Annotated in this window: 19 protein-coding genes; 11 read left to right on the top strand and 8 right to left on the bottom strand. The window is 67.0% G+C overall.

The window, feature by feature from the left end:
• Positions 1-113 precede the first annotated feature (113 nt).
• Complete coding sequence (locus WS46_RS15530) at positions 114-1,274, top strand: NAD-dependent formate dehydrogenase (RefSeq protein WP_059691033.1); 1,161 nt, start codon at positions 114-116, stop codon at positions 1,272-1,274.
• Between the two features lie 60 nt (positions 1,275-1,334).
• Here the strand turns inward: WS46_RS15530 and WS46_RS15525 are convergent, their stop codons facing one another.
• The 4 genes from WS46_RS15525 to WS46_RS15510 all read right to left on the bottom strand — a co-directional run bounded on the left by WS46_RS15525 (position 1,335) and on the right by WS46_RS15510 (position 5,898).
• Positions 1,335-2,390, bottom strand: a complete 1,056-nt coding sequence (locus WS46_RS15525) for an alpha/beta hydrolase (RefSeq protein WP_059530666.1) — start codon at positions 2,388-2,390, stop codon at positions 1,335-1,337.
• A gap of 225 nt (positions 2,391-2,615) precedes the next feature.
• A complete protein-coding gene (locus WS46_RS15520) occupies positions 2,616-3,284 on the bottom strand; it encodes a response regulator transcription factor (protein ID WP_059691032.1) in 669 nt (222 codons plus the stop codon).
• Positions 3,274-5,469, bottom strand: coding sequence for a PAS domain S-box protein (locus WS46_RS15515; RefSeq protein ID WP_059691050.1), 2,196 nt, complete (start codon positions 5,467-5,469; stop codon positions 3,274-3,276). Before WS46_RS15515 ends, WS46_RS15520 begins: the two co-directional genes overlap by 11 nt.
• A gap of 42 nt (positions 5,470-5,511) precedes the next feature.
• Positions 5,512-5,898 (bottom strand): response regulator transcription factor, encoded by a 387-nt coding sequence (locus WS46_RS15510; RefSeq protein WP_059691031.1) that lies wholly within the window; start codon positions 5,896-5,898, stop codon positions 5,512-5,514.
• A gap of 441 nt (positions 5,899-6,339) precedes the next feature.
• Between WS46_RS15510 and WS46_RS15505 the strand changes: the two genes are divergently transcribed.
• Complete coding sequence (locus tag WS46_RS15505; RefSeq protein WP_059530672.1) at positions 6,340-6,693, top strand: DUF4148 domain-containing protein; 354 nt, start codon at positions 6,340-6,342, stop codon at positions 6,691-6,693.
• Positions 6,694-6,746: 53 nt separating this feature from the next.
• Here WS46_RS15505 and WS46_RS15500 read toward each other — a convergent pair whose 3' ends face one another.
• Positions 6,747-7,568: an alpha/beta fold hydrolase gene (locus WS46_RS15500; protein ID WP_059691030.1), complete on the bottom strand. Its 822-nt coding sequence runs from the start codon at positions 7,566-7,568 to the stop codon at positions 6,747-6,749.
• A gap of 322 nt (positions 7,569-7,890) precedes the next feature.
• Here WS46_RS15500 and WS46_RS15495 point away from each other — a divergent pair, with 322 nt between their 5' ends.
• From WS46_RS15495 to WS46_RS15465, 7 genes are all read left to right on the top strand, one after another.
• On the top strand, positions 7,891-9,198 hold the full coding sequence (locus WS46_RS15495) for a sensor histidine kinase (RefSeq protein WP_059691029.1): 1,308 nt from the start codon (positions 7,891-7,893) through the stop codon (positions 9,196-9,198).
• Between the two features lie 80 nt (positions 9,199-9,278).
• On the top strand, positions 9,279-10,511 hold the full coding sequence (locus WS46_RS15490; RefSeq protein ID WP_059691049.1) for an MFS transporter: 1,233 nt from the start codon (positions 9,279-9,281) through the stop codon (positions 10,509-10,511).
• Between the two features lie 240 nt (positions 10,512-10,751).
• Positions 10,752-11,783 (top strand): DUF4331 family protein, encoded by a 1,032-nt coding sequence (locus tag WS46_RS15485; RefSeq protein WP_059530679.1) that lies wholly within the window; start codon positions 10,752-10,754, stop codon positions 11,781-11,783.
• A gap of 74 nt (positions 11,784-11,857) precedes the next feature.
• Positions 11,858-12,967, top strand: a complete 1,110-nt coding sequence (locus WS46_RS15480; protein ID WP_082725334.1) for a HoxN/HupN/NixA family nickel/cobalt transporter — start codon at positions 11,858-11,860, stop codon at positions 12,965-12,967.
• 43 nt (positions 12,968-13,010) lie between these two features.
• Positions 13,011-13,916 (top strand): SDR family oxidoreductase, encoded by a 906-nt coding sequence (locus WS46_RS15475; protein ID WP_059530682.1) that lies wholly within the window; start codon positions 13,011-13,013, stop codon positions 13,914-13,916.
• Positions 13,917-14,020: 104 nt separating this feature from the next.
• Positions 14,021-14,761: an SDR family oxidoreductase gene (locus tag WS46_RS15470; protein WP_059530685.1), complete on the top strand. Its 741-nt coding sequence runs from the start codon at positions 14,021-14,023 to the stop codon at positions 14,759-14,761.
• Between the two features lie 155 nt (positions 14,762-14,916).
• Positions 14,917-15,267 carry a hypothetical protein gene (locus WS46_RS15465; RefSeq protein ID WP_059691028.1) on the top strand — a complete coding sequence of 117 codons (351 nt, stop codon included), beginning with the start codon at positions 14,917-14,919 and terminating at the stop codon, positions 15,265-15,267.
• A gap of 83 nt (positions 15,268-15,350) precedes the next feature.
• On the opposite strand, the gene WS46_RS15460 is transcribed toward WS46_RS15465, so the two are convergent.
• From WS46_RS15460 to WS46_RS15450, 3 genes are read right to left on the bottom strand one after another with little or no spacing between them, the layout of a single operon-like run.
• A complete protein-coding gene (locus WS46_RS15460; protein WP_179949155.1) occupies positions 15,351-15,782 on the bottom strand; it encodes a DUF3331 domain-containing protein in 432 nt (143 codons plus the stop codon).
• The gene (locus WS46_RS15455) at positions 15,782-16,033 is read right to left on the bottom strand and encodes a hypothetical protein (RefSeq protein ID WP_059530693.1); all 252 of its coding nucleotides are present in this window, start codon (positions 16,031-16,033) and stop codon (positions 15,782-15,784) included. The genes WS46_RS15460 and WS46_RS15455 overlap by 1 nt, the downstream gene beginning before the upstream one ends.
• Positions 16,020-16,970: a helix-turn-helix domain-containing protein gene (locus tag WS46_RS15450; protein ID WP_059691048.1), complete on the bottom strand. Its 951-nt coding sequence runs from the start codon at positions 16,968-16,970 to the stop codon at positions 16,020-16,022. The genes WS46_RS15455 and WS46_RS15450 overlap by 14 nt, the downstream gene beginning before the upstream one ends.
• A gap of 158 nt (positions 16,971-17,128) precedes the next feature.
• Here WS46_RS15450 and WS46_RS36450 point away from each other — a divergent pair, with 158 nt between their 5' ends.
• Both WS46_RS36450 and WS46_RS15435 read left to right on the top strand, forming a co-directional pair.
• A complete protein-coding gene (locus tag WS46_RS36450) occupies positions 17,129-18,010 on the top strand; it encodes a BON domain-containing protein (protein WP_257129999.1) in 882 nt (293 codons plus the stop codon).
• A gap of 406 nt (positions 18,011-18,416) precedes the next feature.
• Positions 18,417-21,665, top strand: a complete 3,249-nt coding sequence (locus WS46_RS15435; protein ID WP_059691025.1) for an efflux RND transporter permease subunit — start codon at positions 18,417-18,419, stop codon at positions 21,663-21,665.
• The last annotated feature ends 3 nt before the right edge of the window (positions 21,666-21,668 follow it).

The raw sequence follows: 21,668 nt of genomic DNA, 5'->3' as shown, positions 1-21,668 counted from the left end.
GCGATTTGGCAAAGATCCGTGCACCGATAGAACGACGCCCTCAACACCTCTCCTAATCTGCGACGAGAACGCGTTCCGCAGACGATTGAATTCGTAAAACCAGGAGAAGAAGAATGGCGAAGGTGCTTTGTGTGTTGTATCCCGACCCGACGACCGGCTATCCGCCGTATTCCGTGCGAGACGACATACCGGTCATCACCGCGTATCCGGGCGGGCAACGCGTGCCATCCCCGCAAGGTAGCCCCGGGTTTACGCCGGGCGAGCTGGTCGGATGCGTGTCGGGTGAACTCGGCCTGCGGCCGTATCTGGAAGCGCATGGCCACGAGTTGATCGTGACGAGCGACAAGGACGGGCCGGACTCCGTATTCGAGCAGCACTTGCTCGACGCGGACGTGGTCATTTCGCAGCCGTTCTGGCCCGCGTACCTGACGCGCGAGCGGATTGCGAAAGCGAAAAATCTGAAGCTCGCACTGACCGCGGGCATCGGATCGGACCATGTGGATCTTCAGGCGGCGACGGAGCGCGGTATCGTCGTTGCGGAGGAAACTTTCTCGAACAGCATCAGCGTGGCCGAGCACGTCGTCATGACCGTGCTCGCCCTCGTCCGCAACTTTCTTCCGGCTCACCGCTTCGCGGTGAACGGCGGCTGGAACATCGCCGATTGCGTAAGCCGCAGCTACGACCTCGAAGGGATGCACTTCGGGACGATCGGTGCGGGACGCATCGGTCTCGCAGTCCTGCGCCGACTGAGACCGTTTGACGTGCATCTGCACTACTCGAGCCGCCATCGTCTCTCGTCCGATCTCGAACACGAACTCGGTCTCGTCTACCATCCCACCCCGCAATCGCTAGTGCAGGTCTGCGACGTGATCAATCTGCAATGCCCGCTGTATCCGTCGACTGAACATATGTTCGATGACGAGATGTTCCGTCACGTCAAGCCAGGCGCATACCTGATCAACACGGCGCGCGGCAAGCTGTGCGACACGGGCGCGGTCGTGCGCGCGCTCGAATCCGGACGCCTCGCCGGCTATGGCGGCGACGTGTGGTTTCCACAGCCGGCCGCGGCCGATCATCCGTGGCGCCGGATGCCGAACTCGGCGATGACGCCTCACATTTCGGGCACGTCGTTGTCCGCGCAAGCGCGCTATGCCGCCGGCACGCTCGAAATCCTGCAATGCTTTCTCGAAGGCAGGCCGATCCGTCCGGAATATCTGATCGCCGATGGCGGCAAGCTCGCCGGCACCGGCGCCGCATCGTACAACCTGACGTAAAGCGCACAGCGGGGCCGGCCAACGCCGCAGCCGGCCACGCTCGCGGCCGTTGTTGCAAGGTTACTGCCCAATGTGCTCGCGAATGCCGCTACTGATCTGCTCGAGCGCCGCCTCGGTCGACGGCACTTGACGCAGCGCGTTTAAAAGGACGAAGTCGTGAATCGTGCCGTTGTAGCGGACGGCCGCGACGCTCACGCCTGCGTCTTTCAACTTGCGTGCATACGCCTCACCCTCGTCCCGCAGCGGATCGTTCTCCGCGGTCACCACGAGCGCGGGCGGAAGCCCCTTCAGTTCATCGTTGCTTGCACGCAGCGGTGACACGTACGGGTTCTCGCGCGTCTTCGCATCGGGCGCGTACAGATCCCAGCCATACTTCATGAAGTCACGGGCAAGGAATCGCCCCTTCGCATACATGCGATACGAATCGGTATCGACGCTGGCGTCAGTCGCCGGAATCAGCAGTGCCTGGTAGCTGATCTTCGGACCGTTGCGATCCTTGGCCATCAACGTCAGCGCCGCAGCCATGTTTCCGCCGACCGAATTGCCTGCCACCGCAATCCGGGAGCCGTCGGCGCCGAACTGGCTTGCGTTGGCGGCGGCCCACTTCAGCGCCGCATATGATTCCTCGAGCTGCGTCGGGAATTTCGCCTGCGGCAGCGGCGTATATTCGACGAACACGGCGACCTGCCCCGAGCCGACCACGAGGTCGCGCACGAGGCGCTGGTGATTCGCGAAGTTGCCGACGATCCACACGCCCCCGTGGATGAACAGTAGCACGCCCGGCTTACCTTCGACGTGAGTCGGCTTCACGATGTAGAGCTTCACCGTGCGCCCGTCCTGGGTAATCGTCCGCTCGGTGGTCGTAATGCCAGACATGTCGACCGGCGTCTGATTTTGAAGATGCGTCAGGATCTCCTGCGGCTTCGGCTGCGGCAGTTCCCAGAACGGGCTGCTGTCCTTGTTGAGCGCGACGAGAAACGATCGAATCTGCGGATCGATGTGCTCGTCCGTCGCAGGATCCGCCGGTGACGCGGCGTAGGACGGCGTCGCGACGCCGAGCGTCGCACACGCGGCGATGGCCGCGACAATGAGCATCTTCCTGAGTGGCATGTTCATTTGATTTCCTTAGCATTTCCAGATGTGATGGGATAACGCGTCGCGCCTTTTCGCTGCGCCATACGCAGTGCGCGACCTGCACGCCGCGAGCGAACGTTCTCGCAGGCGGAGCCATCATGCCCAGTTGCATCGGGGGATTTTTTCGCGACCCGAGCGCGGTTGCCGATTCGAACGGCGACGCGCCTTTGCTGGCCGCTTGGGGCGGTCGCGATGCGACGCCCGGATTCAGGTCCGGCGAGTCCCCGGCGTGGCGTCGTCGGATTGAGCGATGCCCAGCGCTTCGGCCTTTTTGACGAAGTCGGCCAGCGAGCGCGCGTCCATCTTCTTCATCGCCTGCCCACGATGGATCTTCACGGTGATTTCGCTGAGGTTCATTTCGGCCGCAATCTGCTTGTTCATCAGTCCGCTCGCGACGAATGCCATCACTTCGCGCTCGCGTGCCGACAACGTTGCATATCGGGAACGCAGATCGGCCAGCGCGCGCTGCGCGCTCTTGCATCGCTCGTCGCGTGCCAGCGCGGCGGAGACGGCATCCAGCATGTCCTGTTCGCGGAACGGTTTCGCGAGGAAATCCATTGCGCCGGCCTTCATTGCCTTCACCGACATCGCTATGTCGCCGTACGCGGTCATGAAGATGATCGGCAGCCGCAGGTCGGCGGCTGCGATCTGCTCCTGAACCGCGAGACCGCTCTGACCTTTCAGGCGCACATCGAGGATCAGGCAGCTCGGCACGTCGGGTTTGTCGAACGCAAGAAATTCGTGCGCGGACGCAAACAACTGAACGCGCATTCCCACCGACCGAAGCAGCATGTCGATGGCCGTGCGCATCGATTCATCGTCGTCGACGACGTAGACGATCGACTGCTCGGGCGAATCTTGCGCGTCAGTGCTCATTACACATTTCCTCATCGATTGGCAACACGAACTGCATGACCGCACCCGGACACTCGCGCAGGTCGGCCCAGATGCGCCCGCCGTGCGCTTCCACGATCGATCGGCAGATCGACAGCCCCATTCCCATGCCATCCCCCCTGGTCGTGAAGAACGCGCTGAACAGACGGTCGAAATCGGCATGCCGGATCCCGGTGCCACTGTCCTCCACGACGACCTGAGCCTGCCCGTCGTCGCACGTGTGCGTGCGAATCCGCAAACGGCGCGCGCCGGGCGCGACGGCCGACATCGCCTGCACTGCATTCATCACTAGATTGATGACGACCTGCTGCAGTTGCACGCGGTCGCCGCGCACGCGCTGCGGTGTTGCCGAATAGTCGGCTTCGACGTCGACCCGCTGGCTGTCAAGCTCGCGGCGCACGAGTTCGAGCGATTCTCGCACAACGACGTTCAGATCGAGCGACGTCTGCTCGGGCGCGCGCTTACGCGCCATCGCGCGAATCTGCCGGATTACGTCCGACGCCCGCTTGGCGTCGCGGATCATCTGTCCGACCGATTGCTGCACCTCGCGCAGGTCGGGCTCAGGGCGGTCGATCCAGCGCAGCGCCGCGTCGCCTGCCGTCACGATCGCGGCGAGTGGCTGCGTAACTTCATGCGCGATCGACGCGGCCAGCTCGCCCAGCATCGTGACCCGCGTCGCGTGCGCGAGCTCGGCGGTGGATCGGTCAAGCGCGTCCTGCGCGACAACACGTTCGGTCACGTCCATCAACGCGCCGACGTATTCGGCATCGGCCGGGTGCGGCATTAGATGCGCGACGTAATGAACGTGCTTGACGCGGGAATCGGGCATCATCAGCCGGAACTGGATATCGAGATACGGTTCGCCGGCCATCAGCCGGCGCCACGCGTTGGTCACTCGCAACACGTCGTCCGGGTGGGTGCGGCCGGTAATCCATTCGATGCTCGGCGTCGTATCGCGCGTCAGCTCGAAGATCCGGTAGGTTTCGTCGGACCACCACATCGCGCCCTCCGGCACCCGCATCGCGATGCTTCCGGTATGGCTGAGGCGCTGCGCGTCCGACAGCAGCGCCTCGCTGCGGCTCAACGCATGCTCGGCCTGCTTGCGCGCCTCGATATCGGTATTCACGCCGTACCAGCGCACGACGCGCCCACCGTCATCCCGAAGCGGCTCGGCGCCGATGTGCACCCATCGGTAGACGCCGTCCCGACGCCGGATACGCGCGACGCTCTCGAACGGCGCCCCTGTCGCAACCGCATGCCGCCACGCGACGTGCATCGTATCGAAGTCGTCGGGATGGACGACGGCGCGCCAGATGTCTTCGCCGTTCTCGGCCACCGACACACCGAACTCGGCCCAGCGCCGGTTCACGTAACCGATCTTGCCGTCGCTGCCCGAATTCCACACCATTCCCGGTATCGCGTCGATCATCGCGCGCAGTTCGCTCTGTTGACGCAGCAGCTCGCCTTCCATGCGCTTGCGGTCGGTAATGTCGTTGTTGGTCGCGAGGATCGCGACCGGCTTGCCGCCGGCATCGCGCCACAACGCGAGCCGGCTGGAAATCATCACCGTCTCGCCGTCGCGGCGCACGCGCTGCAGTTCGCCCCGCCACTGCCCGGACGTCAGCACAATGCGGTGAATGTCCTCGAGCGGCACCGATGCTCGCGTCTGCGTCAGCTCGTGAACCGGCTGACCGATCGCCTGCTGCGCCGTCCATCCGTACAGCGCCTCTGCGCCTTGATTCCAGAATGCGATCCTGTCCTGCAGGTCATAGACGACGATCGCGTCGTGGGTCAGGTCGAGCAGTTGCAGCCGCTCGCGCAGTGTCGCGGTGTTCGACAGATTGCGCAACGCGAGGAATGCCGTGGTGACGATCGCGAGCAGGCTCACCCCGCAGCGCGCGAGCGCGCCGGCAGAATAGCGTTCGTCGTGCGATAGCGCGAGCGCGAGCAACGTGAGCGAGATGCACGTGCAGGCGGTCATTGAAGTCGCGCGACGCGAGCCGGCCGATGCGGCGAGCAGCACGACGGCCACGTACAGCACCGCGATCGCGATGTCGAGCGGCGTCAGGTCGATGACGAAGACCGCAGCGGCCAGCGCGCCGGCCAGCGTATACAACACGCGCGAGTCCTCGCGCCAGAGCTTGATCGTGCTTTGGTTGAGCATCATCGCCATCGTGCGGCACGCCGCGAGAACAAACGGAAAAGCGGATCAGCGTGCCGCATCGGTCCCGCCGGCCTTCACCGATTCCAGATGACGCGCCATTTCCGCCGAGTCCACCGGTTTGCCGAGTACGCAGATGGCGCCCATGTCGATTGCTTGCCGCCGGACCGAATCCGACGCAAACGCGGAAATGAAAATGACCGGCAGCGCGATGCCGCCGTCGACGAGACGACGATACATTTCCAGACCGGAAATGCCGGGCATCTGGACGTCCGAGACGATACAGCAGACGTCCGCGAGGCCGCCCGCTGCGAGAAACTGTTCCGCGGACGCATAGAGGCGGGCCGTCCAGCCAAGGGAACGCACCAGGCTCGACGTGGCGACGCGAACGGATTCGTCATCGTCGATAATCGAAACGATCGGATTTTTCTGCAAACCTCGGGCCCTCGGCCGAAATCGTACGACGGGCAGCCCGCTACCGGCCGCCCCAACCACAGTCATATTAGAGAAGTCGGCGGTCCGCGGAAATCATATGTACGTATAGTCGCCGCCCCTTCCCGGCCGCCATGGGCCGACGGCCGGACCGGCAACCGCCGTCGCACCGCGGCGCGACGGGCGGGCGCTGCTCGCGATCCGGCGAATTCGCAGTCTTGCGTGCGTTCGCTCAACGACGCGCGACGCGCGCTCTCTATATTCCAGGCGTCGATCAACGATCGACAGCCGGCACGCCATCGTCGCCACTCCAGTCGCGGCGATCCTGCACGCCGGGCGTACCCCCGGGCCGCCGCATCGACCGAGCTCCACGCAGCACCGGTCGTCACCGGTGTGCTTGCACGCATCGCCACCGTCCCCGCTGATATCCGAAGGAGCGTCATCATGAAGAACATCGCCGTCTCACTTATTCTGAGCGCATGCGCGCTGATCCCCGCCGCCGGTTTCGCGCAAACCGCCGCACCAATCACGCGCGCGCAGGTACGCGCGGACCTGGCTCGCGTCGAGCAGGCGGGCTATCTGCCGTCGCGCGGCGCCAATGCCGACTATCCGGCCGACATCCAGGCCGCCGAAGCGAAAATCGCTGCGGACGGCACACGGCAGGCGCTCGCGCAGGGATACGGCGGCGCGCCCGACTGGGGCCGCAGCGCGGCCGGAACCCGCGCCGCACGCACTGTCGCGAACGGCGGGAGTTGCGTCGCACCGGCCAGCTTCTGCAATCCGTACTTCGGCAGCTGAACCGCGCCGCCCGCCCGCGCGCCGAGCCTGCGCGCGCGAGGCGGGACGGCGATTCACGCGCGGATGAATGCGAGCAGATCCGCGTTCACGCGATCGGCATGCGTCGTGCACAGCCCGTGCGGCGCGCCGGGATAGATCGTCAGTCGCGCGTCGCGAACGATCTCGGCCGACAGCCTTCCCGAATCGTCGAGCGGCACGATCTGGTCGTCGTCGCCCTGCAGGACGAGCGTCGGCACGTCGATGCGGCGCAGGTCGTCGGTAAAGTCCGTTTCGGAGAAGGCCTTGATGCAGTCGTATGCGCCCTTGATGGAGCACTGCATGCCGGCATACCAGAATGCATCCACCGTGCCTTGCGAAGGCTTCGCACCGTCGCGATTGAAGCCGTAGAACGGCACCGCAAGATCCTTGAAGAACTGCGAGCGGTTCCCGGCGACCCCGCTGCGGATATCGTCGAATACCGACAGCGGCAACCCGCCGGGGTTCGCGGCAGTCTTCAACATCAGCGGCGGCACGGCGGCGATCAGCACCACCTTCGCGACGCGCTGCGTGCCGTGCCGGCCGATGTAACGCGCCACTTCGCCGCCGCCGGTGGAGTGACCGACGAGCACCGCGTCCTTCAGGTCGAGCGACTCGATCAGTTCGGCCAGGTCGTCGGCGTAACGCGACATATCGTTCCCGTTCCACGGCTGGCTCGAGCGACCGTGTCCGCGGCGGTCGTGCGCGATCGCGCGAAAGCCGCGCTCGGCGAGATACATCATCTGCGCGTCCCACGCGTCGGCATTCAACGGCCAACCGTGCGAGAACACCACGGGCTGGCCCGTGCCCCAGTCCTTGTAAAACAGTTCAGTGCCGTCTTTCAGTACGAGCTTTGCCATTTTCATGCTCCTTCGAGAATGCCGCTATCGCCCGCCATTGCGGGCATGCGGCGGTGTCGCACGGCGCGCGCTGGCCCTTTGCCGATCGCGCCGCCGTGCATCCGCGCCATTCTCGTCATCGCGTGACCGACCGGATTTCCGGACGCATGCTGCATTTCCGTTCCGCACGACGGCGACATCGGGCGTGTCGCGATCGACCGGTGCGGCTTCGAGCGGCAATCCGGCCATTTTGTCTGTGTATAATCGGCGCGCATTTTTCGGCGAGATGGTGCCCCGTGTCGTGGGGCGTCGCCCGGACGCACGGCCAACGTGGCATCCCACAATGAACGAACCTCACGCAGCGGCTGACACGATGCACGATCGGGATACGCGCGCAGGCGACGACGCGCTGTTCCGCTGCGCGCCGATCCCGATCCTGATCGAAGACTGGTTCGGCATCAAACGCTGGATCGATACGCTGAAGGCTCGCGGCGTGACGGATCTCGAGGCCTACCTCGACGCGCATCCCGACGTCATCGACGAAGTTCGTCGGCTGCATGCGTTCGTCGATGCGAACGACGCGACGCTGTCGCTGTTCGAGGCGACATCGAAGGACGCGTTTTTCGCCGCGGCCGGACAACTGCTGCCAGCCAGCCGGATCAGCAATTCGCAGGTCCTGCACGCGATGTTCGAAGGCCGTTCGGCGTGCCAGGGAGAACGTACGCTCTCCACGTTGACCGGCAGGAAAGTGCCGATCGTCTGGCGCTGCTCGCTGCCGGCCGAAGACGACAAATATCGCCGACTTCATTTCTACGCATTCGACGTCACCGAGTACAAGGAGAACGGCGAACGGCTCGACGCGCTGCGTGCGCAACTCGCGCGCACGGCCCGGGCGTCGATGATGGGACAGCTCGTCGCGTCGATCACGCACGAGATCGGCCAGCCGCTCGGTGCGATCCGCACGGCGCTCGACGCGGCCGTCCGGTGGCTGGACCGCACCGAGCCGGACGTCGCCGAGGCCACCACCGCCTTTCGCCACGCATCGCGGTGGACGGACGACATGGCGAACATCTGCCGGCGGCTGCGCGGGTTCCTGGCCGGTGCGCCGGTGGAGGCGATCGAACTCGACTGCGCAGAGGTCGTGGCCTCCGCGGTGCAGTTGGTCGCGTCGGAAGCAAGCGCGCATGCGATCACGCTCGCCGCCGAAGTCGCCGCCGGCGCGACGGCGCATGCGGACCGGATTCAACTCCAGCAAGTGCTGACGAACCTGCTCATCAATGGCATTCACGCGATCGACGCGGCACCCGCCGATGCGCGCAAGCCGCTGTTGCGCGTGCGAGCGGGCCGCTACGATGACACGCACACGCTGTTCGAAGTCGTCGACAACGGCTGCGGGATCTCGGGCGCGCCGCACGAAGCGATCTTTCAACCGTTTTCCAGCACCAAGCGCGACGGCATGGGAATGGGCCTCCCGATTTCGAAATCGATTGTCGAAGCGCACGGCGGCACGATCTGGATCGGCGATACTGGCCCGCACGGCACGCGGATCTGCTTCACGCTGCCTTCGTCTGCGCACGCGGCGGCCGCGCAAAGCGAACGCCGCGGCGCGCCCGACGGTGCCGGACCGGCTCCCGGCCGGGCCGACGATTGAGCCGGCACCGCGCGAAACCACCCGCCGGCGCTGCGCGCGCGGGCACCGCCGCTGCGCAGCGGCGTGCATCCGAGCACCGGATCCTCGCGACGGTCGTCGCGGCGAACGCGCTCGAATTCTTTGACTATTTCTCGTATGCCGTTTATGCGGCGTTCATCACGCGTACGTTCTTCCCTCACGTCGTCGGCGCCTACGGCCCGCTCCTGTCGCTCGGCACTTTCGCCGCCGGATTCCTGTCGCGGCCGCTTGGCGCGATTGCGATCGGCGTCCATGCGGATGCCGCCGGACGCAAGCCGGCGCTGCTGCTGAGCGCTGCGCTCGTGACGGTCGGCTCGTTCGGGCTCGCCGTAATTCCGGGCTACGCGACGCTCGGCATCGCCGCGCCGATCGCCGTGCTGCTGTGCCGGATCCTGCAGGGCATTGCGGTGGGCGGCGAGATGGGCGCGTCCGGCGCGCTGCTGATCGAGCGGTGCCCGCCCGAGCGCAAATGCACGTACGCGGGCTGGCTGATGGCCGGACAGGGGCTCGCTCTGGCCGCCGCCGGCGCCTGCGGGATCGCGCTGCACGCGACGCTGAGCGTCGCGCAGATCGAGCACTGGGGATGGCGCGTGCCGTTCGCGCTCGCGACCGCGCTGATTCCCGTGCAAATCTACCTGCGCCGCCATATCGACGAGACGTGGGAACGGCGCACCGCAACGACCGCGTTCGGCGGGCTGCTCCTGCAGCATCGCGGCCGATGGCTGTTTGCGATCGCACTGATTTTCGGCGGCACGGTGCCAACGTACGTCGCCACCTATACGACGACGTTCGGCGTCGCCGGCCCGCCGCCGTCCGCGTATGCATCGTTCGTGACGACCGCGGCCGTCGGCGCGGTGACGTTCGCGTTGTCGATCGCGGGCGGCCGTCTTGCCGATCGCATCGGCCGCATCCGCACCATCGTGCTGGCCCGCGCGCTGACGATGGCCGTCGTCCTCCCGGCATTCCACTTCGCGGCCGTCCATGCGCATCCACTCGCGCTGCTCGGCGTGGTCGCGCTGTTCGCCGGGCTGTCGGCACTCGCCGGCGCGCCGAGCATCGTCGCGATCCTCGACATGTTCCCCGCGCGCGGCCGGGCAGCCGCCCTGTCCGTGGTCTACGCGACCGGCGTTGCGCTGTTCGGCGGCACCGCGCCGTTCGTCGTCGCGTCCGTGAACGCATGGGCCGGCACGCACGTCGCGGCCGGCGCATACGTGTTCGTATCGGCCGCCGTCACGCTGGTCGCGCTTGCCGTCGTTCACGCAACCGACGCGCGAACATCCGCCGTTCGACGCTGAGCGCCGCTTCCGGCGGCGGCTGCCGCCACGTCGCCGTCGTGCGATTCCGCAATTGCCCGCCGTTTGCCGACAGCGCCCATCCCTGCTCCCTTCCAGAATCCGCCTGTCGTCCGACGCATCTTCGATCGAAGCGTCCGACGTCCCGCTGAAAAGCGTCGAAGACCGTGCCGGCGCGTATCGCGCGATACGCGAGACGGCACGTCTCCCAACCCGCAGCCCCACTTCGGACAGGATCGAACCATGTCACATCATCTCGACTCCCCGCTCGCGCGGCAGGACATTCGCCTCGACATCACCGACCTCTACTGCTTTCGCGGGGACACGGGAACGGTACTCGCGATCAACGTCTGCCACTCGATCGCGGGCGACGTGCCGACGCCCGGCTATCACCCGGAAGGATTCTACGAATTCAAGCTCGATCTGAATGGCGATGCGCTCGAAGAGCTCACGTACCGGATCTGCTTCGACGCGCGCGATGCGCACGGGCGCCAGCGCTTCGAGCTGCGCCGCATCGCAGGTGCGGCGGCCACCGATCCGCATGCTGACGGCGAACTCGTGGTGCGCGGCAGCACCGACGAAGTAGTCACTGCGCCGTCCGGTACGCGCGTATGGGCCGGCAAGGCAGGCGATCCGTTCTGGATCGAACCCGACGTGCTGCATGCGGTCGGCCATGCGTTCCAGGACGGTACGCCGCTCGACCTCGGCACGTGGCAGCCGGGCGATGCGCGCAACCTGTTCGCGGGCCATACCGTGTACTCGATCGTGCTCGAAGTGCCCGACGCCGAGCTTGTCACGAATGCCAGCGCGAACCGCAAGGTCGGCGTATGGGCGGTGGCGACGCTCGCGACGGACGCGGGCGGCTGGCGATCGATCAATCGCGTCGGGCTGCCGATGATTCATCCGCTCTTCACGCAATACAACGAGGACCTCGGCGACCGGCTGAATGCGGGCCGCCCCGCCGACGACTTCGCCACGTACGGCGAAACGGTGATTGCATCGGTGGCCGGCGCGGTGCGCGCGAACGGCACCGCCGAAGATCCGATCGGCTACGCAACGGCCGTCGCGCATCGATTCCTGCCGAACATCCTGCCGTACACGATCGGCACGCCCGCCGTGTTCGGCATGGTCGAGTGGAACGGGCGATCGCTTACCGACAACGCGCCGGACGTGATGTTCACGATCGCTTCGAACACGCCGATCCGGCTCGGCATCGGCAAGGAGTCGGTCACGTCGAAGCCGTCGCCCACGTTCCCGTACGTTCCGAAGGCCTGACGCCGGTCCGGCGTCTCCGGTACCCGGCGTCCGCGCGCGCCGGGTGCGCCCTCTCACCTTTTTTCGAGGCTGCCATGCATGCACGTCGACACCTCCCGCTACCCGGCGCAGCCAGGGCCGGCCGACATCGCGTCACGTCGCTCAGTCCTGCCGCGATCGCGATCGTCGCGTTCATCGTGCTGTTGCACGTCGTCGGCTGGGGTACGCTGATCGCGCTGATCGTCCCGCAGCATCTGAGCGTCGGTTCCCGCGCGTTCGGAATCGGCGCGGGCATCACCGCGTATTCGCTCGGCATGCGCCATGCGTTCGATGCGGACCACATCGCCGCGATCGACAACACCACGCGCAAGCTGCTCGGCGAAGGCCAGCGCTCGGCGAGCGTCGGCTTCTGGTTTTCGTTCGGTCACTCGAGCGTCGTATTCGGGCTCGCCGTGCTCGTCTCGCTCGGCATGCGCTCGCTGTCTGCGCACATCGTCGACGCCGGGTCGACGCTGCGCGGGGTGACCAGCGTGCTGGGCGCGATCGTGTCGAGTGTCTTCCTCTATGCGATCGCGGCGCTGAACGTTGCGGCGTTCCATGACCTGTATGCGGCCTTTCGCGCGATGCGCACGGGCCGCTACGACGAATTGCAGCTCGAGCGACACCTTGCTTCGCGTGGTCTCGTCGCGCGCGTGCTCGCGCCGCTGATGCGCATCGTGCGCAAGCCGCCCCAGATGTACTTCGTTGGACTGCTGTTCGGGCTCGGCTTCGATACGGCCACGGAAATCGCGCTGCTGGTGCTGACCGGCTCCGGAGCCGCGTCCGGTCTGCCGTGGTACGCGATCCTCTGCCTGCCCGTGCTGTTCGCGGCCGGCATGCTGCTGTTCGACACGATCGACGGTTCGTTCATGCACGTCGCGTACAGCTGGGCGCTCGCGCAGCCCGTTCGCAAGATCTACTACAACCTCGTCGTCACCGGTCTTTCGATTAGCGTCGCGCTCGTCATCGGCACCGTGGAGGTGCTCGGCCTGCTCAACCGCGCGTTGGGCACGCACGGCGTGGCCGGCACTTGGCTCGCGGCGCTCGATCTGAACGATCTCGGCTTCGCGATCGTCGGCCTGTTCGTCGCGACCTGGGCCGTCTCGATAGCGATCTGGAAGCTCGGACGCATCGAGCAGCGTTGGGCAGTCGGCCGCGACGCATAGCATTCCGCAACACGACGTTCACCGCCTACGGAGGGCATCCATCATGAGCAAAGTCATACTCGTCACCGGCGCATCCAGCGGCTTCGGCAGGCTGACCGCCGAGGCGCTCGCGCGCGCCGGTCACACCGTCTACGCGTCGATGCGCGACATCGGCGGGCGCAACGCGCCGGTGCTCGAACAGATGCGCACGCTCGCACACGACGCACGCGTGGACCTGCGCCCGCTCGAACTCGACGTACAGTCGGACGCATCGATCGATCGCGCTGTCGCGCAGGTGATCGAGCAAGCCGGCCGCATCGACGTGCTGATCCACAATGCCGGCCACATGGCGTTCGGGCCGGCCGAAGCGTTCACGCCGGAGCAGTACGCGCAGCTGTACGACATCAACGTGCTCAGCACCCAGCGCGTGAACCGCGCCGTGCTGCCGCACCTGCGCGGCCGGCACGAGGGGCTGCTGATCTGGGTATCGAGCAGCAGCGCCGCCGGCGGTACGCCGCCATATCTCGCGCCGTATTTCGGCGCGAAAGCCGCGATGGACGCGATCGCCGTGCTGTACGCGCGCGAACTGTCGCGCTGGGGCATCGAAACGTCGATCGTCGTACCCGGTGCATTCACGCAGGGCACGAACCATTTCGCGCACGCGAGTGCGCCGACCGACACTGCGCGTGCGGCCGAATATGACGCCGGCCCCTATGCGGACTTCGGCCGCGAAGTGCAGGAAGCGTTCGCCGCGATCGTGCCGGCGGACGCGCACGCGAGCCTCGTCGCCGATGCGATCGTGAGCGTCGTCGCGGCGCCTGCCGGCAAGCGGCCGTTCCGCGTACACGTCGATCCGACCGAAGACGGCGCGAACGTCGGCTTCGCGGTGCTCGACCGGCTGCGCGCGGAGATGCTGCATCGCGTCGGCCTGTCCGATCTTCTGTCGCCGCGCGTCCCGACGCCGGATTGAGCGTATCGCGCACCGTTGCACCCGTACCCGATCATCCACTCGTCCGGTTCGGCCGCGCGACGCGTCGCGTCCGCGGCCGCCCGGCACTCATCGAAGGAGTTCACATGTCTCAATCGTCCGGCAAGATCGCCCTCGTCACCGGTTCGTCGCGCGGCATCGGCGCCGATATCGCGGTTCGCCTCGCGCACGACGGGTTCAAGGTCGTCGTCAACTATGCGAGCAATGCGGCATCAGCGGAAGAAGTTGTCGCGCGCATCCGCCAGGCGGGCGGCGACGCGTTGCTCGTCAAGGCCGACGTCGCCGATCCGGCGGCCACCATCGCGATGTTCGATGCGGCCGAAAAGGCGTTTGGCGGTGTCGACGTCGTGGTCAACAGCGCCGGCGTCATGCTTCAGGCACGGATCGCCGAATTCGACGACGCAACCTTCGACCGGTCGGTCGCCATCAACTTCAAGGGCGCGTTCAACGTGTGCCGCGAAGCCGCGCGCCGCGTGCGCGACGGCGGCCGGATCATGAACCTGACGACCAGCGTGACCGGCGTGCGTCTGCCGACCTATGCGGTGTACATCGCGACGAAGTGCGCGGTCGAAGGGCTCACGCAGGTTCTCGCACAGGAACTGCGCGGCCGTCGCATCAGCGTCAACGCGGTCGCGCCGGGGCCGGTGGCCACCGAGTTGTTCCTCGCCGGCAAGAGCCCGGAACTCATCGAGCGCATGGAGAAGATGAATCCGATGGAACGGCTCGGACAGCCGGAGGACATCTCGGCAGTCGTCGCATTCCTCGCGAGCCCGCAGGGCGGTTGGATCAACGGCCAGATCGTGCGAGCGAACGGGGGAATGTGCTAAGGCGCGCTGGGCGAGCGCGCGTGTCCGCCCAGCGGCCACGCGCGCATCGCGGCGGGCTGCGACCGGCCTACCGGATCCTACGCCGACACGCACGAGTGCACGTTGCCCGGTCGGCGTCTTTCGCGCCGCCTGCCGTCGTTCGATAAGGAGCCTTCATGAACCCGCTCGTCATCCGATCGTTGAAAGCACTGTGCCTGTCGAGCGCCGTAGCACTTGCCGCCTGCATCGTCGGGGCGGCCCAGTCGCCACGGTTCGTCGATACGATCGAAGTAGTCGGCTCGGATACGGAATTGCCGCTCGAGCGCATCGCGATCGGCGGCACATTCGTCGCTGCGGAATCGCATGCCACGCACGCGTCCGCGCGCTTGCCCGCGCGTCTGCCCGCACGGAACGCCGCGGATCATCCCGCCGCGACTCGTCGAGCGCACGTCGCCAAGCGGCTCGATCATGCCGACCGCGTTCGCGGTTACCGGCACGAGATCAACGATGCGAAATGCTGGACTTAGCGCGATATGTGCGGCCGCGATGCGAGCGACGCGCGCACCGCACCGGTGCGCGCGCCCTTACGATGGACTGCACGCGCGTACACTCACGCCGTTTCCTCGATCTGTTCCAGCATCGATGCAAGAATCATCGCGCCGGCATTGATCGGTACCGGACGCGTTGGCCGCGGCCGGTAAACCGGATCGCCTGGCTCGATCCGACACCCGCTCACCGCGCACACGCCGCCGACGCGCGCGCGCGCCGTCTGCCAGACCTGATCGCCATACGAGCACCGCGTCGCATCGCGCCATGCGATCGACACGGTCGTCGCGCTATGGCGCTCGACGACACTGATCGCGACCGCTCGCCGTTCGGATATCGCATGCGGCTTGTTCCTCGCGTCGGCGCCCGCGCGCGTGCGACGCGCTTCGCGTGGCCGTGCGGACGCACGCACGTCGCGCGGCGCACACAGTTGCGTAAGCAGGCCGAGGGTCTGCGTCCACGGATCGACGTCCGGCGCGTTCGTTCGAAGTTCCATCACCGCTCCTCTCCGTTGCATGAACCCATCGCCCTTTCCTGCCGCGCGTCGCACACCGGCATCGTTGCGTGCCAGCCCGCTGCGTGCCCCGCGCTGCCGCCCGTGCAGACTACGCACGACGCGATCGTGTCGCGCGTCGGCGCCGGCGTCGGTTGCCGCCACCGCGGCGTATCGTCATGCGCGCGCGCGGCGCCGCACAGAAACCGCTCGCTGATCGCGAGGAACGCGCTGATCCGCTCACCGTTGTTCATGGACGCTCGTCCTCCAGCAGCAAGGCGTTTGACCGACGAAGCGCTTGAACACGGTCGTGAAGTGCGCCTGCGAGCGAAAGCCGGTGCTCAACGCCACGTCGAGCACGTTGTGGCGCGATTCCAGCAGCAGCTGCTGCGCGCGCTCGATCCGGCGGCGCATCAGGTATTCGTGCGGACGCAGCCCCGTCGCGTGACGGAACTGCGCGGCAAAGTGCATGCGCGTGAGACCGGCGCTTTTCGCCATGTCGGCGAGGCCGATCGAATCGGCGAGATGCGCTTCCACGTACTCGACCACGCGCCGCATCCGCCACGACGGCAGCTCGGCCGTCCGTCGCGCATCGCGTTGCGGCACCGAGAAGTGTCGGGCGATGACGCGCGACACGATCGCGAGGCTGACGCCGTCGGCAAACACCTTGCCGAGCACGCCGTCACGCGTATGCGACACCGCGAGCGCCTGGCCGAGCCGCTCGAGGGCCGGGTCGCGGATCAGGCGCGGGTCGTCGATGACGACATCGCCCGACGGCGGCCGGCCGAACAGGTCTTCGTAGCATTCGGCAAGCACGCGCTGCGACGCGAACAGGTGCAGCACGTCGCTCGCGCCGTGGAAGTCCGCCTGGCAGTGCACGCCCGGCGCGGTGACCTGCGCGGCGCCCGCGGTCACGCGTCCGTCGACGAGCACACGCCCCGCGTGCGTGAACGTCAGCGACGTGCATTTGAGGCTGATGCCGATGCAGTGCCATCGATCGCTACCGTCGTGCGACACGGCGACGGACGTCGCGTCCTGTCGTGTCCACCGCGAGAGCGCCATGTCGGCCTGCGGCGCGGCGCCGGGTTCGCGCCACGCGCGCTCGACGTTGATCGGATCGTGCGCGGCCGGCAGCCGGCCGCACGCGTCGACGCCGTCGACGGAACCCGGGAGATTCGGCAAGGAAATCATCATGATGGTTATCCGGAAAAGATCGTAAGACGATGATCGGCAGCGGTGCGCCGCGTCGACTCAACGGTAGCGAATCGGTACCGCGCGGGCCAGCCGTACATAGGGATGCGCGAAAGCGGCAATCGATGGGTCGCGTCATATCAAGGTTTAATGCCGCGATGCGGACACCTTCCGGCGGTTTCGCCCGCATGGCGCGGCGTGCCGCCCGCATGGCGCCGCCGCACGCCGGCATGGCGCCGATCGAACGGGGCATCGATCCGGCGAACGCCTTCATACCTTCGTATAGTCCGGCGATGCGATCGGGTGGCGCGATGGCGACGAACGTCGAAACCGTCCCGCCGCCCGGCAAGCGCGCATTCCACCCGCAACGGCGAACGCTGGCTTTCCGATATGCACGACCGCGACCGGACGGTGCGCGCCACGCGCGGGTACGGCGCGCCCGCACCGTGCCAGTGGACAAGCCGGCGTGCGTTCCGGCAATCCTGACCGGAGCGCGGAGCCGATACTCCGGTTACCCGAACGACGACGATATCGATGCGCCACGCGACGCCGGCGCCGTCTCGCGCCTGACCGCGCCGGCGGCCCGCTCGCGCCGCGATCGCACCGGTGCGTCGCGAGCGGGGATGTCCACACACGCACGGGCCGGGCGTCGACGCGCGGCTCGGCGCCACGTTCAACGAGAGGAAAACATGCGCCCCATCAAGCTCGCCGTCTTGGCACTCATCCCGCTGTTCACAGTGGCGACCGCCGCAGTCGCGCAAACTGCGGCCCCCGCTTCGGCATCCGCCGTATCGACACCCGGCAAGAAGCAGCTTCGCCGCGCAAACTGGCACACTGAAACGCAGGTGCGCAAGGCGCTGACGTCGACACGCGGCCTCGCGACGTCGGACATTCGCGTCGTCGCGCGTGCGGACACGATCACGCTCGACGGCACTGTTCCCGACCAGGCACAGATCGAGCTCGCGCAAACTGCGGCGCAGGCCGCCGCGCCGGCGAAGTCGGTGGTCAACCGCCTGTCCGTGAAGGAAGCCGGACATTGAAGAGCACATGACGGCGGAGGCATTCGCCGCGCCGACGGCGCGATGCCTCGCGTGCGCCACCACGGCCGGCGCGACGGTCGTGGACGCGGGCGAAACCGCGATCTCGGCAATGCATACGGGTTTCATCACGACACGCTCCCGACGGATTCGACACGCGCGCATCGTCGATGCGCCGCCGGCAGCATGGCCGCGGCGGCGGCTGCCTGACATGAGCATTCTCGGTAACGCACCTGCGCGCGGCGCTGACCGGCAGATGACAAATTCGAAATCCACGTCTGATGCCGCCCCGTCCGCGCAGATAACGGCTTCGTAATCTTCGAGTCAGGGTAGGGTCAACGCCGCGCCGGCAGACTGCACGCTCGTCGCATCGAATGCGCATCCGAGCCCTGCTTCGAGGAGCACCATCATGTGGATCGTCCGGCTGGCGTTACGCAGGCCTTACACGTTCGTCGTACTCGCGCTGCTGATCTTCATCGCGGGGCCGCTTGCGCTGCTGCGCACGCCCACCGACATCTTCCCGAGCATCGACATTCCGGTCGTCAGCATCGTCTGGTCGTACAACGGCTTCTCCGCGGAGGACATGGCCAAGCGGATCACGTCGAACTACGAGCGCGCGCTCACGTCCGACGTCGACGACATCGAGCACATCGAGTCGCAGTCGCTGAACGGCGTGTCGGTCGTGAAGATCTTCTTCCACCCGGGCGCCGACATCAATCGCGCGATCGCGGAAGCCGCGAGCAATGCCGCGTCGATCCTGCGCATCCTGCCGCCCGGCACGTTGCCGCCGAACATCATCACGTACAACGCGTCGACGGTGCCGATCCTGCAGCTCGGGCTGTCGAGCGACACGCTCGCCGAGCAGCAGCTGTACGACCTCGGCAACAGCTTCATCCGCACGCAGCTCGCGACCGTCCAGGGCGCGGCGGTGCCGCTGCCGTTCGGCGGCAAGATCCGCCAGATCGTCGTCGACCTCGATACGCGCGCGCTGCAGGCGAAGGGGCTCGCGCCGATCGACGTCGTGAACGCGATCAACGCGCAGAACCTGATCCTGCCTGGCGGCACCGCGAAGATCGGCACGCACGAATACAACGTGCAGATGAACGGCAGCACGCAGACGGTCGCCGCGCTGAACGATCTGCCGGTGAAGACGATCGGCGGCAACGTCGTGTACGTGCGCGACGTCGCGCACGTCCGCGACGGTTACGCGCCGCAGACCAACATCGTGCGGGCGGACGGCAAGCGCGCGGCACTGCTGACGGTCGAAAAGACCGGCAGCGCATCGACGCTGACGATCATCGACCAGGTGAAGGCGATGTTGCCGAAGATCGCGGCCGGGCTGCCGAAGGCGCTGCACATTGCTCCGCTCGACGATCAGTCGGTGTTCGTGAAGGCGGCGGTCCAGGGCGTCGTGCGCGAGGCGCTGATCGCCGCGTGCCTGACCGCGCTGATGATCCTGCTGTTCCTCGGCAGTTGGCGCGCCACCCTGATCATCGCGATCACGATCCCGCTCGCGGTGCTCACGTCGCTGCTCGCGCTGTCCGCGCTCGGCCAGACCATCAACATCATGACGCTCGGCGGGCTCGCGCTCGCGGTCGGGATCCTCGTCGACGACGCGACCGTCGCGATCGAGAACATCACGCATCATCTCGAGCTCGGCGCGCCGCTCGAGGACGCGATCCTGACCGGCTCGGGAGAAATCGCGGTGCCGACCTTCGTGTCGACGCTGTCGATCTGCATCGTGTTCGTGCCGATGTTCCTGCTCACGGGCGTCGCGCGCTATCTGTTCGTGCCGCTGGCCGAGGCCGTCATCTTCGCGATGATCGCGTCGTACTTCTTCTCGCGCACGCTGGTGCCGACCCTCGCGATGGCGCTGATGCGCGCAAAAGGAAACGGCCGGCCGCCGCGCGGCGTATTCGCGCCGCTCGTGCATTTGGCGCGTTTCCAGGCTGCGTTCGAGCATCGCTTCGAGGCCGTGCGGCTGCGCTATCGCGCGCTGCTCTCGGCGGCGATCGCGCGGCGTCGCCGCTTCGCGGCCGCATTCCTGCTCGCATGCGTCGCGTCGACGGGCCTCTACGCGTTCGCCGGGCAGGACTTCTTCCCGTCGGTCGACACCGGCGAGATCCGCCTGCATATGCGCGCGCCGACCGGCACGCGGATCGAGGAAACCGCGCGGCTGACCGACGAGGTTGAAGCGAAGATCCGCGGCGTGATTCCGGCGGGCGAACTCGCTGGCGTGCTCGATAACATCGGCGTGCCGGTGAGCGGAATCAACCTCACGTACGATTCATCGGATCCGATCGGCACCGAGGACGCCGACGTGCTGGTCACGCTGAAGCCGAATCACGCGTCGACCGCCGCATACGTCGCGAAGCTGCGCAACGTGCTCGCGCAGTCGTTCCCCGGCGTGACGTTCGCGTTCCTGCCGGCCGACATCGTCAGCCAGATCCTCAATTTCGGGCTACCCGCGCCGATCGACATCCAGATCGTCGGCAACAAGCTCGACCAGAACCGCGCGGTCGCGAATGCGCTGCTCGCGAAGCTGCGCGGCGTGCGCGGGCTCGTCGACGCGCGCATCCAGCAGCCCGGCGACGAGCCGGCGATCAATGTGAACGTGGACCGCACGAAGGCGATCCAGGCCGGCCTTGAACAGCGCGACGTCGCGCAGAACCTGCTGATCGCGCTGTCCGGCAGTTCGCAGACGACGCCGAACTTCTGGCTCGATCCGCGCAACGGCGTCAGCTACCCGGTGCTCGTGCAGACGCCGCAATACACGGTGAATTCGCTGCAGTCGCTCGCGAACGTGCCGCTGCCCGCCGGCACCGCGCGCTCGCCGCAGACGCCGGCTGGCGGCCCGGCCGCGGGCGCACCCGCGCAGAATCTGCTCGGCGCGCTCGGCACGTTCTCGCGCTCGACGCAGCAGGCCGTGGTGTCGCACTACAACGTGCAGCCGGTGCTCGACATCTTCGCGTCGGTGCAGGGGCGCGATCTCGGCGGCGTCACGGCCGACGTGACGAAGCTCGTCGACGCCGCGCGCGCGCAGCTGCCGCCCGGCTCGTCGATCGTGCTGCGCGGCCAGGTGCAGGCGATGCACGAGTCGTTCGCGGGCCTGCTCGGCGGCCTCGCACTCGCGATCTCGCTGGTCTACCTGCTGATGGTCGTGAACTTCCAGTCGTGGCTCGATCCGCTCGTGATCGTCGGCGGCCTGCCGGCATCGCTCGCCGGCATCGCGTGGATGCTGTTCGTCACGCGCACCACGCTGTCGGTGCCCGCGCTGACCGGCACGATCCTGTGCATCGGCATCGCGACCGCGAACAGCATTCTCGTCGTGAACGCGGCGCGCGAGCTGCTCGCGGGCGGCGCGTCGCCGTGGCAGGCGGCACTCGACGCAGGCTTCAGCCGCTTCCGGCCCGTCGTGATGACCGCGCTCGCGATGCTGATCGGCATGTTGCCGATGGCGCTCGGCCTCGGCGACGGCGGCGAGCAGAACGCGCCGCTCGGCCGCGCGGTGATCGGCGGCCTCGCGTTCGGCACGTTCTCGACGCTGCTGTTCGTCCCGGTGCTGTTCGGCTTCGTCCACGCATGGCTCGCGCGGCGCCGCGACGCCTCGGCCACGCGGCGCACGCAGCAAGCGCCCGACGCGCCGGCGCTGCGTTGAGCT

The sequence above is a fragment of the Burkholderia sp. RF4-BP95 genome (assembly GCF_001521985.1).
In the GTDB taxonomy this organism is placed as follows: domain Bacteria; phylum Pseudomonadota; class Gammaproteobacteria; order Burkholderiales; family Burkholderiaceae; genus Burkholderia; species Burkholderia diffusa.
The sequence above is the reverse complement of the archived record's forward strand: the minus strand, read 5'-3'. Positions and strand labels throughout refer to the sequence as shown.

What these genes read in the sequence shown, in the direction of transcription:
- WS46_RS15515 (WP_059691050.1), bottom strand. Translation starts at nt 5,469, where the DNA reads ATGATGCTCAACCAAAGCACGATCAAGCTCTGGCGCGAGGACTCGCGC.
- WS46_RS36450 (WP_257129999.1), top strand. Translation starts at nt 17,129, where the DNA reads ATGCGGACACCTTCCGGCGGTTTCGCCCGCATGGCGCGGCGTGCCGCC.
- WS46_RS15500 (WP_059691030.1), bottom strand. Translation starts at nt 7,568, where the DNA reads ATGGCAAAGCTCGTACTGAAAGACGGCACTGAACTGTTTTACAAGGAC.
- WS46_RS15525 (WP_059530666.1), bottom strand. Translation starts at nt 2,390, where the DNA reads ATGAACATGCCACTCAGGAAGATGCTCATTGTCGCGGCCATCGCCGCG.
- WS46_RS15520 (WP_059691032.1), bottom strand. Translation starts at nt 3,284, where the DNA reads ATGAGCACTGACGCGCAAGATTCGCCCGAGCAGTCGATCGTCTACGTC.
- WS46_RS15485 (WP_059530679.1), top strand. Translation starts at nt 10,752, where the DNA reads ATGTCACATCATCTCGACTCCCCGCTCGCGCGGCAGGACATTCGCCTC.
- WS46_RS15450 (WP_059691048.1), bottom strand. Translation starts at nt 16,970, where the DNA reads ATGATTTCCTTGCCGAATCTCCCGGGTTCCGTCGACGGCGTCGACGCG.
- WS46_RS15455 (WP_059530693.1), bottom strand. Translation starts at nt 16,033, where the DNA reads ATGAACAACGGTGAGCGGATCAGCGCGTTCCTCGCGATCAGCGAGCGG.
- WS46_RS15435 (WP_059691025.1), top strand. Translation starts at nt 18,417, where the DNA reads ATGTGGATCGTCCGGCTGGCGTTACGCAGGCCTTACACGTTCGTCGTA.
- WS46_RS15480 (WP_082725334.1), top strand. Translation starts at nt 11,858, where the DNA reads ATGCATGCACGTCGACACCTCCCGCTACCCGGCGCAGCCAGGGCCGGC.
- WS46_RS15465 (WP_059691028.1), top strand. Translation starts at nt 14,917, where the DNA reads ATGAACCCGCTCGTCATCCGATCGTTGAAAGCACTGTGCCTGTCGAGC.
- WS46_RS15495 (WP_059691029.1), top strand. Translation starts at nt 7,891, where the DNA reads ATGAACGAACCTCACGCAGCGGCTGACACGATGCACGATCGGGATACG.
- WS46_RS15475 (WP_059530682.1), top strand. Translation starts at nt 13,011, where the DNA reads ATGAGCAAAGTCATACTCGTCACCGGCGCATCCAGCGGCTTCGGCAGG.
- WS46_RS15470 (WP_059530685.1), top strand. Translation starts at nt 14,021, where the DNA reads ATGTCTCAATCGTCCGGCAAGATCGCCCTCGTCACCGGTTCGTCGCGC.
- WS46_RS15505 (WP_059530672.1), top strand. Translation starts at nt 6,340, where the DNA reads ATGAAGAACATCGCCGTCTCACTTATTCTGAGCGCATGCGCGCTGATC.
- WS46_RS15530 (WP_059691033.1), top strand. Translation starts at nt 114, where the DNA reads ATGGCGAAGGTGCTTTGTGTGTTGTATCCCGACCCGACGACCGGCTAT.
- WS46_RS15460 (WP_179949155.1), bottom strand. Translation starts at nt 15,782, where the DNA reads ATGGAACTTCGAACGAACGCGCCGGACGTCGATCCGTGGACGCAGACC.